Annotated in this window: 7 protein-coding genes and 1 tRNA gene; 7 read left to right on the top strand and 1 reads right to left on the bottom strand. The window is 73.6% G+C overall.

Translation table 11 applies throughout. From position 1 onward, the window contains the following. From EAO76_RS25330 to EAO76_RS25305, 6 genes are all read left to right on the top strand, one after another. The coding region (locus EAO76_RS25330) for a carbohydrate ABC transporter permease (protein ID WP_399462753.1) at positions 1 to 919 on the top strand (919 nt) is incomplete at its 5' end. Continuing rightward, a complete protein-coding gene (locus EAO76_RS25325; RefSeq protein ID WP_148838235.1) occupies positions 916 to 1,764 on the top strand; it encodes a carbohydrate ABC transporter permease in 849 nt (282 codons plus the stop codon). The genes EAO76_RS25330 and EAO76_RS25325, both read left to right, overlap by 4 nt. A gap of 4 nt (positions 1,765 to 1,768) precedes the next feature. After that, the gene (locus tag EAO76_RS25320) at positions 1,769 to 3,403 is read left to right on the top strand and encodes a beta-N-acetylhexosaminidase (RefSeq protein WP_148838234.1); all 1,635 of its coding nucleotides are present in this window, start codon (positions 1,769 to 1,771) and stop codon (positions 3,401 to 3,403) included. Between the two features lie 324 nt (positions 3,404 to 3,727). Next, positions 3,728 to 4,624: a xanthine dehydrogenase family protein subunit M gene (locus EAO76_RS25315; protein ID WP_148838233.1), complete on the top strand. Its 897-nt coding sequence runs from the start codon at positions 3,728 to 3,730 to the stop codon at positions 4,622 to 4,624. Continuing rightward, a complete protein-coding gene (locus tag EAO76_RS44805; RefSeq protein WP_262375733.1) occupies positions 4,621 to 7,164 on the top strand; it encodes a 2Fe-2S iron-sulfur cluster-binding protein in 2,544 nt (847 codons plus the stop codon). Before EAO76_RS25315 ends, EAO76_RS44805 begins: the two co-directional genes overlap by 4 nt. Further along, a complete protein-coding gene (locus EAO76_RS25305) occupies positions 7,161 to 9,497 on the top strand; it encodes a xanthine dehydrogenase family protein molybdopterin-binding subunit (RefSeq protein ID WP_148838232.1) in 2,337 nt (778 codons plus the stop codon). The genes EAO76_RS44805 and EAO76_RS25305 overlap by 4 nt, the downstream gene beginning before the upstream one ends. A 191-nt stretch (positions 9,498 to 9,688) precedes the next feature. On the opposite strand, the gene EAO76_RS25300 is transcribed toward EAO76_RS25305, so the two are convergent. Continuing rightward, a tRNA-Cys gene (locus tag EAO76_RS25300) sits at positions 9,689 to 9,760 on the bottom strand. A 186-nt stretch (positions 9,761 to 9,946) separates the two neighbouring features. On the opposite strand from EAO76_RS25300, the gene EAO76_RS25295 reads away from it, so the two are divergent. Next, positions 9,947 to 11,387, top strand: a 1,441-nt coding sequence (locus EAO76_RS25295; protein ID WP_148838358.1) for an MFS transporter, incomplete at its 3' end; no start/stop codon positions are given.

Below are 11,387 nucleotides of genomic sequence, written 5' to 3'. Positions count from 1 at the left end.
GAGCCAGGGGGTCCAGCCGGAGCGCCGCCCGGCCCCGTCCGCGCGCCGCTCCGGCTGGACCCCCTGGCTCTACCTCCTGCCCGCCCTCGTCCTCCTCGGCGGACTGCTCGTCTACCCGATCTACCAGCTCGGCCTGATCTCCTTCCTGGAGTACACCCAGGCCCAGGTCAGCGGCGGCGAACCGACCACCTTCCGGGGATTCGGGAACTACGCGACCCTCTTCGGCGACGGCCAGTTCTGGCAGGTGCTCCTGGCGACCGTGGTCTTCGCCGCCGCCTGCGTCCTGACCACCCTGCTGGTCGGCTGCGCGCTCGCCGTCCTGCTGACCCGGATCCGGGCCGTGCCGCGGCTCGCCCTGATGCTGGCCGCGCTCGGCGCCTGGGCGACCCCCGCGATCACCGGTTCCACCGTCTGGGTGTTCCTCTTCGACCCCGACTTCGGCCCGGTCAACCGGGTCCTGGGGCTCGGCGACTTCTCCTGGACGTACGGGCGCTACAGCGCCTTCGCCCTGGTGCTCCTGGAAGTCCTGTGGTGCTCGTTCCCGTTCGTGATGGTGACCGTGTACGCGGGCATCCGGGCCATCCCCGGCGAGGTGCTGGAGGCCGCGGCCCTGGACGGCGCCTCGCAATGGCGGATCTGGCGGTCGGTCATGGCCCCGATGCTGCGGCCGATCCTCGTCGTCGTCACGATCCAGTCGATCATCTGGGACTTCAAGGTCTTCACCCAGATCTACGTCATGACCAACGGCGGCGGCATCGCCGGACAGAACCTGGTGCTCAACGTCTACGCGTACCAGAAGGCGTTCGCGTCCTCGCAGTACAGCCTCGGCTCGGCGATCGGCGTCGTGATGCTGCTGATCCTGCTGGCCGTCACGCTCGTCCATCTGCGGCTGGTGCGGCGCCGGGGGGAGGAACTGTGAACGCACGGAACGCACTGCGCATCCGCAGGCCCGGCCGGCTGGCCGCCGAGGCGGCGGCCCTGCTGATCGCCGCCGCGGTCGCCTTCCCGCTCTACTGGATGGTGCTCTCCGCCTTCAAACCGGCAGGCGAGATCCAGTCCACCGACGCCCGCCCCTGGACGCTGTCGCCGTCCCTGGACTCGTTCCGCCGGGTCTTCGAACAGAACGACTTCGGCCGCTACTTCCTCAACAGCCTGATCGTCGCCGGCACCGTCGTCCTGGTCTCCGCGCTGGTCGCCTTCCTGGCGGCGACGGCCGTGACCCGGTTCAGGTTCCGCTTCCGCACCACGCTGCTGATCATGTTCCTGATCGCACAGATGGTGCCGGTCGAGGCCCTGACCATCCCGCTGTTCTTCCTGATGCGGGACTTCGGCCAGCTGAACACCCTCGGCTCGCTGATCCTGCCGCACCTCGCCCTCTCGCTGCCGTTCGCGATCTGGATGCTGCGCGGCTTCGTCAAGGCGGTGCCCGAGGCGCTGGAGGAGGCCGCGTACATCGACGGCGCGAGCCGCACCCGCTTCCTGTGGCAGATCCTCTTCCCGCTGGTCTTCCCCGGCCTCGTGGCCACCAGCGTCTTCTCGTTCATCTCCACCTGGAACGACTTCCTGTTCGCGAAGTCGTTCATCATCAGCGACACCTCCCAGTCGACGCTCCCGATGGCGCTGCTGGTCTTCTTCAAACCCGATGAGAACGACTGGGGAGGGATCATGGCCGCCTCGACGGTGATGACCGTTCCCGTGCTGGTCTTCTTCGTACTCGTACAGCGCCGCCTGGTCTCGGGACTCGGCGGAGCGGTAAAGGACTGACGCCATGGACATGGATCTGATCCCGGCACCCGTGCACACCGGTGACGACGGGCGGTGCGGCTTCCTGTTCGACCCTTCCACCACCATCACCGCGGCCCCCGGCACGGAGAGCACCGAACGCTGGCTGCGCACCACCCTCGGCGCCGCCTTCGGCCTGCCGCTCGCCCCCGGCGGCGAGGACGCCGCGAACACCGTCCGGCTGAACATCGACCCGGCCCTGGAACCCGAGGGCTACCGGCTGACCACCGGGACCGGGCGGGGCGTCGAGATCACCGGCGGCGGCCCCGCGGGCGTCTTCTGGGGCGCCCAGACCCTCCGCCAGCTCCTGGGACCGGAAGCCTTCCGCCGCGCGCCCGTCGACCCCGGCGCACGGCCCGCCGTCCCCTTCGCGGACATCGAGGACCACCCCCGCTTCGGCTGGCGCGGCATGATGCTCGACGTGGCACGGCACTTCCTGCCCAAGGACGACGTGCTGCGCTACCTCGACCTCCTCGCCGCGCACAAACTGAACGTCTTCCACTTCCACCTGACCGACGACCAGGGCTGGCGGATCGAGATCAAGCGCCACCCCCGGCTCACCGAGGTCGGCTCCTGGCGGTCCCGCACCAAGCACGGCCACCGGGCGTCGGAACTGTGGGACGAGACCCCGCACGGCGGCTTCTACACGCAGGACGACATCCGGGAGATCGTCGCGTACGCCGCCGAGCGGCACATCCGGGTCGTCCCCGAGATCGACATTCCCGGCCACTCGCAGGCCGCCATCGCCGCCTACCCCGAACTGGGCAACGCCGACGTCGTCGACACCGCCGCCCTGACCGTCTGGGACACCTGGGGCATCAACGCCAACGTGCTCGCCCCCACCGACGGCACCCTGCGCTTCTTCGAGGGCGTCCTCGAAGAGGTGCTCGACCTCTTCCCCGCCGCCACCTCGCCGTTCATCCACATCGGCGGCGACGAGTGCCGCAAGGAGCAGTGGAAGGAGTCCCCGACCGCCCAGGCCCGGATCGAGGAGTTCGGCCTGGCCAACGAGGACGAGCTCCAGTCCTGGATCATCCGGCACTTCGACGCCTGGCTCACCGCGCGCGGACGCCGCCTCATCGGCTGGGACGAGATCCTGGAGGGCGGCCTCCCGGCGGGCGCGGCCGTCTCCTCCTGGCGCGGCTACGGCGGCGGCATCGCCGCCGCCGAGGCGGGCCACGACGTCGTCATGTGCCCCGAGCAGCACGTCTACCTGGACCACCGCCAGGACGGCGGCCCCGACGAGCCGATGCCCATCGGCTTCGTCCGCACCCTGGAGGACGTCTACCGCTTCGAGCCCGTCCCGCCGGGCCTCTCCGAGGAGGCGGCCCGTCACATCCTCGGCACCCAGGCCAACGTGTGGACCGAGGTGATGCAGAACCGGGCCCGCGTCGACTACCAGGTCTTCCCGCGCCTCGCGGCGTTCGCGGAGGTCGCCTGGTCGCCGCTGCCGCCCTCCGCCGAACGGGACTACGCCGGCTTCGAACGCCGGATGACCGCGCACTACGCCCGACTCGACGCCCTGGGCGTCGACTACCGGCCGCCGGGCGGCCCGCTGCCCCGCCAGCAGCGCCCCGGCGTCCTGGGCCGCCCGCTGGAGGGTCCGCCCCCGAACGTGTGATCCCGGTCGCATCCGGTACCCGGCCGGTACGCCTCCCCGTGGGGGGCGTGCCGGCCGTCGTTTTTTGTCCGGAACTCGCCCCGCGCACAGGGAACCACCGGAACAGAACAACCGGTACAAGCCATGCTGAACGGCGGCGATTCGCACTCCGTGCCGAAGTGCTCCAAACCGGGAGTGTTTACGCGACCGGGTACGAACACGTCCTTCGCGGACCCTCGCGTCGGTCCGATCCGAAGATGTGCCAGAGTTGCCACGTCCGGGCTCCGAGCACGTACCGTACGGCGAAACAGCCGGACGGCCGGACACCGGGAAGGGGCAGCTGGGTTGACCACGCACGCACCGCAGGCGACGCAGTCCGTGACGCTGCCGGCCTCGCTCGACGAGGCCGTGGCGGCACTCGGCGCCATGCCCGCCGCCGTTCCCGTGGCGGGCGGAACGGACCTGATGGCAGCCGTCAACAAGGGGCTGCTGCGCCCCTCGGGACTGGTCGGCCTCGGCCGGATCAGCGAACTGCGCGGCTGGCACTACCAGGACGGCCACGCCCTGCTCGGCGCCGGGCTCACCCACGCGCGCATGGGGCGGCCCGACTTCGCCGCCCTCATCCCGGCCCTGGCCGCGGCGGCCCGTGCCGCGGGCCCGCCCCAGATCCGCAACGCCGGGACGCTCGGCGGCAACATCGCCACCGCGGCCCCGACCGGCGACTCCCTGCCGGTGCTCGCCGCCCTGGAGGCCGAGTTGGTCGTCGCGGGGCCGGGCGGCGCCCGCCGCGAGATCCCGGTCTCGCACCTGCTGGCCGGCCGCGCCATGCTCGAACCCGCCGAGCTGATCGGCTTCGTCCGGGTGCCGCTCCTGCACGCCCCGCAGGTCTTCCTGAAGGCCACCGGCCGCACCGGCCCCGGCCGCGCCACCGCGTCCGTCGCGATAGTCCTCGACCCGGCCCGGCGCGGGGTGCGCTGCGCGGTCGGCGCCATCGCGCCGATGCCGCTGCGGCCGCTGGAGGCCGAGCGCTGGATCGCCTCGCTGATCGACTGGGACGGGGAGCGGGGCCTGGCCCCCGACGCGCTGGCCGCCTTCGGCGAGTACGTTGCCGCGGCCTGCATCCCGGACCAGGAACCGCCCGCCGACGGGGGAGGGGCGCCGCCGCTGCCCCCGGCCGTACTGCACCTGCGGCGCACCGTCGCCGCGCTCGCCCGACGCGCGCTGGGGAGGGCACTGTCGTGAGCAACGAGGACCACAACGATCGGCACGATCAGCACGGGCAGCAGGATTCGCTGCAGTACGGGGGCTGGCAGCCGACTCCGCAGGGCGGGGAGTACGACGACGGCGCGACCGCCTTCGTCCACCTGCCGCCGGAGGACCTGGCGAACATCCCGCTGGCCGCGCCGGGCCAGGGCTTCGTGCCGCCGATGATCCTGCCGCTGACGCCCGCGGCCGGGTTCGACCCGGCGTCCACGGACAACTGGGTCGCGCGGACGCCGGACGGGCAGGAGCCCGGGGCGGCGCCGGAGCAGCAGGCACCCGAGGCGGTGCACTGGCCGGACCCGAACCAGCAGCAGTCGCCGTACGGATACGGGTACCCGCAGTTCCAGGAGACCCAGCGGATCCCCCGGATCACGGAGACCGGGCCCGCCCCGTACGCCGAGCAGGACGGCCTGACCGGGCAGGCGGGGCAGGCGGGGCTGCCGCACGAGCAGTATTCGGAGTCGTCGGCGGCGGCGACGGGCCAGTGGAACTTCACCGAGTCCGCCGAGTACGGCATCCACCCGGGGCACGTCGAGCACGGCGGCCACGGTGAGCAGGGTGGCCACGTTGAGCACGGCGGTCACAACGGGCACGGTGGTCATGTCGAGCACGGCGGTCACACCGGGCACACGGAGCAGTTCGGGCACACGGAGCACGGTGGTCAGTACGGCCACACGGGTCACACAGGGCCCGCAGGACAGACGGGTCACACGGGCCACACCGACCAGTTCGGTCACGTCGAGCACGACAGCCGGCCCGGTCACGGCGAACAGCCCGGTCACGGCGGTCACGACGACCAGTCCGGTCACGGCGGCCACGGCGGTCACACGGGGCAGTGGACGATCCCGGTCGCCGAGGGCGATCTCCCCGAGGAGTCCGGCGAGTTCGCGGCCTCGGCCCTGGCCGCCCAGTGGTACGGCGACCGGACCCCGCCCGCCACGCTGCCGGGCGGCGCGCCCGCCCCGTGGGCGACGCAGCGGCCGGTCCCGGAGCCCGCGCCCGAGCCGGGAGCCGGATCCGCGACGGGACCGGCGCCCGGGACGGGTGTCGAGCCGGAGCACGCGCCGAGCGCGGAATTCGCGCCGGCGCCCACCGCGATGCCGCCCGCCGTACCTGCCGCGCCTGTCGCGACGCCTCCGACGGAGCCGGTGACCTCGTCCGTCACGTACGAGGACGCCCTGCGGGCCTCCGGTGCGGTCGCGTTCCCGGAAGCGGCGCCGGAACCGCCCGTGGTCGGAACCGCCCCTGCCCAGGACGCGGACTCCACGGGCGCGGAGCCCGCGGGCACGGACGCCGTGCGGGGGACGCCCTCCGGCGAGGCCCCCGCCACCGCCCCGGACGACGTTCCCGGCGGGCACCCGGCGGAGGCCGGTCCCGGCGAGCCGTCCGAGGCCGTCCCCGAGACCCCGCACGCCCCCGGGCCCACGCCTCCGGCCGACGAGGCCGAAGCGGCACCGCAGGAACGGACCCCCGAGGTCACCGAGGCCCCTGGGACCCCCGAGGCCGCCGAGACCACAGGGGCGGCCGAAACCGGGACCCCCGAGATCACCGGGGCGGCCGAAACCGGAAACCCCGGGCCCGAGGCGGAGTCCACCCCGGAGCCCGGGCCGGAGACCGCAGAGCCCGCGGAACCTGCGGAACCCGCGGAGTCCGTGGAGCCCGCGGCTGCCGAAACCGCCGGGGCCACCGAGCCCGAGCCCGCAGACCCCGCAACTCCCGCCGAGCCCACGGACTCCGCAGACCGCACGGATCCCACGGATCCCACGGATCCCACGGATCCGACGGACCCCGCAGGTCTCGCCGACCCCGCGGCCCTCGTCGAGCCCCAGCCCTTCGACGTACCCGACGAGCGCCCCGCCGTTTCGTACATCCTGAGCGTGAACGGCACCGACCGCCCCGTCACCGACGCCTGGATCGGTGAGTCGCTGCTCTACGTGCTCCGCGAGCGCCTCGGCCTCGCCGGTGCCAAGGACGGCTGCTCGCAGGGCGAATGCGGCGCGTGCAACGTCCAGGTGGACGGCCGGCTCGTCGCCTCCTGCCTGGTCCCCGCGGCGACCACGGCCGGCAGCGAGGTCCGTACGGTCGAGGGCCTGGCCGTGGACGGCGAACCGTCCGACGTCCAGCGCGCCCTCGCCAAGTGCGGGGCCGTCCAGTGCGGCTTCTGCATCCCCGGCATGGCGATGACCGTCCACGACCTGCTGGAGGGCAACCACGCCCCCAGCGAACTGGAGACGCGCAAGGCGCTCTGCGGCAACCTCTGCCGCTGCTCCGGCTACCGGGGCGTCCTCGACGCGGTGAACGAGGTCATCGCGGGCCGCGAGGCGGCCGCCGACCCCGCCGCACCGGACTCCTCGTTCCCGGAGGCCGACGAGAACCGCGTCCCGCCCCGGGCGGCGTCCGGCATCGAAGAGGTGTGGAGCCCCCACGCCGGCTCCCCGCATCCCGGGCCCGTACCGGACATGTCCCCGGGCGCCGTCGGTGACCCCCAGCCGCACTCGCAGGACGGAGGCATGGCGTGAGCAACGACGCGGCCACCGCTGCCAACGCGACCAGCGCCCGCATCACCACCCCGGGGTCCGAGGGCTCCGAGGCCGAGCCGCCCGTGCTCGGCCTGGGCGTCTCCCTGCCGCCCGCGGACGCGCGCGCGAAGACCGAGGGCACCTTCCCGTACGCCGCCGACCTCTGGGCCGAGGGCCTGCTGTGGGCGGCCGTGCTGCGGTCCCCGCACCCGCACGCCCGCATCCTGTCCGTCGACACCTCGGCCGCGGTCGGGATGCCGGGGGTACGGGCGGTCATCACGCACGAGGACATCCCCGGGGAGCGCGAGTACGGGCGCAGGATCGTCGACCGCCCGGTCTTCGCCTCCGACCTGGTCCGCCACCACGGCGAGCCGATCGCCGCGGTCGCCGCCGACCACCCCGACACGGCCCGGCTCGCCGCCGCCGCCATCGCCGTCGAGTACGAGGTCCTCGAACCGGTCACCGACCCGGAGAAGTCCTTCGCCGCCGAACCGCTGCACCCCGACGGCAACCTGATCCGCCACATCCCGCTGCGCTACGGGGACCCCGAGGCCACCGGCGAGGTCGTCGTCGAGGGCCTGTACCGCATCGGCCGCCAGGACCCGGCCCCGATCGGCGCCGAGGCCGGACTCGCCGTGCCCCGCCCCGACGGCGGCGTGGAGATCTACACCGCCTCCACCGACCCGCACACCGACCGCGACCTGGCCGCCGCCTGCTTCGGCCTCGAACCGGAACGGGTGAAGATCGTCGTCACCGGGGTGCCCGGAGCGACCGGCGACCGCGAGGACCCCGGCTTCCAGCTCCCGCTCGGACTGCTCGCGCTGCGCACCGGCTGTCCCGTCAAGCTGACCGCCACCCGCGAGGAGTCCTTCCTCGGCCACTCCCACCGCCACCCGACCCTGCTGCGCTACCGCCACCACGCGGACGCCGAGGGCCGGCTGGTGAAGGTCGAGGCGCAGATCCTGCTCGACGCGGGTGCGTACGCCGACTCCTCGTCCGAGTCGCTGGCCGCGGCGGTCGCGTTCGCCTGCGGCCCCTACATCGTCCCGCACGCCTTCATCGAGGGCTGGGCGGTCCGCACGAACAACCCGCCGTCGGGCCATGTGCGCGGCGAGGGCGCGATGCAGGTCTGCGCGGCGTACGAGGGCCAGATGGACAAGCTGGCCGCCAAGCTCGGCATCGACCCGGCCGAACTGCGGCTGCGCAACGCCCTGGCCACCGGTGACATCCTGCCCACCGGCCAGACGGTGACCTGCCCCGCGCCGGTCTCCGAACTCCTCACCGCCGTACGGGACTTCCCGCTGCCCGACCTTCCCAAGGACACCCCCGAGGACGACTGGCTGCTGCCCGGCGGCCCGGAGGGCGCGGGCGAACCGGGCGCGGTGCGCCGCGGCGTCGGCTACGCGCTCGGCATGGTCCACATGCTCGGTGCGGAGGGGGCCGACGAGGTCTCCACGGCCACGGTCAGGGTCCACGACGGCGTCGCCACGGTCATCTGCGCCGCGGTCGAGACGGGCCAGGGCTTCTCGACCCTCGCCCGCCAGGTCGTCCAGGAGACCCTGGGCATCGAGGAGGTCCACGTGGCCTCCGTCGACACCGACCAGCCCCCGGCGGGCCCGGCGGCCCACGGCCGTCACACCTGGGTCTCGGCCGGAGCGGTGGAACGGGCCGCGAAGATGGTCCGCACCCAGCTCCTCCAGCCCCTGGCCCACAAGTTCGGCATGTCCACCGAGCTGCTGCAGATCGCCGACGGCAAGATCACCTCGTACGACGGGGTGCTCTCCACGACGGTCACGGAAGCCATGGACGGCAAGGAGCTCTGGGCCACCGCCCAGTGCCGCCCGCACCCCACCGAACCCCTCGACGAGTCCGGCCAGGGCGACGCCTTCGTCGGCCTCGCCTTCTGCGCGATCCGCGCGGTGGTGGACGTCGACATCGAGATCGGCTCCGTGCGGGTCGTGGAGATGGCCCTCGCCCAGGACGTCGGCCGGGTCCTCAACCCGGCCCAGCTGGCGATCCGCATCGAGGCCGGCGTCACCCAGGGCATCGGCGCGGCCCTCACCGAGAACCTCCGCAGCGCACGCGGCCTGATCCGCCATCCCGACCTCACCGGCTACACACTGCCGACCGCCCTGGACGCCCCGGACATCCGCATCGTCGAGCTCATCGAGGAGCGCGACGTGGTCGCCCCCTTCGGCGCCAAACCCGCCTCGGCGGTACCCGTGGTGACCTCCCCGGCAGCCGTGGCGGCCGCCGTACGCGCGGCGACCGGCCGCCCGATCAACCGCCTCCCCATCCGCCCCCAGGCGGCGGTGGCGTCGACCGGGTCCTGAGGATCCGTCCGGCAGGCGCACGCGCGACCGGGAGGCGCGCGGTGCCGCCACTGCTCGCCGGGGCGGGTTCCGGGTTCCCGGGCCGGTGCGTCGACCGGATGCCGCCGGACGGGTGAGGGGGCCTGCCCCGCTCCTGAACGCACGCGACGGCCGCCCCCACGCCATGGGGGCGGCCGTCGCGTGTTCCTCGGAGGCCGTGACCGGATTCGAACCGGTGTAACTCGAGTTGCAGTCGAGCCCCTGAGCCACTCGGGCACACGGCCATGTGTTCCTCGTCGTGGTTCGACCGTAGGGCCCGGTGGACGTGCGGCTCAAGGGAAAGGGGCGGGGCGCAACACGACTGCCATGCGGCGTTCACGATCGGCCGGGCGGTCCTACGACCAAGGGCGGACCGGAGGACCGTCTCACGACAGGGTTCACCCGAGGTCATGCCCCTTACTCTTGGGCTCATGAGTGCCCTGGACCCCCGAGACACCGGCAGCGACGCCGGCCCCCGCACGGACACGGACACGACCCCCCGTACCGGTCCCCGTGCCGACATGGCGAAGACCGCCCCGCCCGCCGGGACCGAAGGGGTGCTCGGGCGGACCTATCGGGCGCTCAGCGTCGGCATCGTCTCCGTCGTGTTCCTGATCGCCTTCGAGGCGACCGCCGTGGGCACCGCGATGCCGGTCGCCGCCCGTGAGCTGCACGGCATCCCGCTGTACGCGTACGCGTTCTCGGCGTACTTCACGACCAGCCTCTTCGCCATGGTGCTCTCCGGGCAGTGGGCCGACCGGCGCGGTCCGCTGGGGCCGCTCGCCGCCGGGATGAGCTCGTTCGTGGCGGGCCTGCTGCTCTGCGGCACCGCCGGGAGCATGTGGGTCTTCGTCGCGGGCCGGGCCGTCCAGGGGTTCGGCGGCGGCCTGGTGATCGTGGCGCTGTACGTGGTGATCAGCCGGGCGTACCCGGGGCGCCTGCAGCCGTCGATCCTGGCCGCCTTCGCCGCGAGCTGGGTGATCCCGTCCGTCGTCGGACCGCTCGCCGCCGGAAGCGTCACCGAGCACCTGGGGTGGCGCTGGGTCTTCGTCGGCATCCCCGCCCTCGTGGTGTTCCCGCTGGCCCTCGCGCTGCCCGCGATCCGGCGGCGGGCATCCGGCCCGGCCGACCCCTCGGCCCCCGTCGAGCCGTACGACCGGCGGCGCATCCTGCTCGCGCTCGGGATCTCGGCCGGCGCGGCGCTGCTCCAGTACGCCGGGCAGCAGCGGAACTGGTTCGCGCTGCTGCCGGCCGTCGCCGGCTTCGCGCTGCTCGTCCCGGCGGTGCGCGGACTGCTGCCCCCGGGGACGATCCGGGCGGCGCGCGGGCTGCCCGCAGTGGTGCTGCTGCGCGGGGTGGCGGCCGGGTCGTTCATCGCCGCCGAGTCGTTCGTACCGCTGATGCTGGTGACCCAGCGCGGGCTCAGCCCCACGATGGCCGGTTTCTCGCTCGCGGCCGGGGGCGGGACCTGGGCCCTGGGTTCGTACGTGCAGTCCCGGCCGCGCCTGGAACCGTACCGGGAGCGCCTGATGGTGGGCGGCATGGTGCTGGTCGCCGCGGCGATAGCGGCCGCGCCGTCCGTGCTGATCGACTGGGTGCCGGTCTGGACCGTGGCCGTGGCCTGGGCCTTCGGATGCTTCGGCATGGGCATGGTGATCGCCTCGACGAGCGTGCTGCTGCTGAAGCTGTCGGCGCCGGAGGAGGCGGGGGCGAACTCGGCCGCTCTCCAGATCTCCGACGGGCTGTCGAACGTGCTGCTGCTCACCGCGGGCGGAGCGGCCTTCGCGGCGCTCGGCGGCGGCGCGGTGGGCGCCGTGCACGAGGTGGTGGGGGCGGGGACAGCCCTGACGACGTCGGTGATGCGGTTGGTGC

The sequence above is a fragment of the Streptomyces sp. sk2.1 genome, from assembly GCF_008120935.1.
Classification (GTDB): Bacteria; Actinomycetota; Actinomycetes; order Streptomycetales; family Streptomycetaceae; genus Streptomyces.
The sequence above is the reverse complement of the archived record's forward strand: the minus strand, read 5'-3'. Positions and strand labels throughout refer to the sequence as shown.

Coding starts and splice junctions, on each gene's coding strand:
- EAO76_RS25320 (WP_148838234.1), top strand. CDS start 1,769: ATGGACATGGATCTGATCCCGGCACCCGTGCACACCGGTGACGACGGG.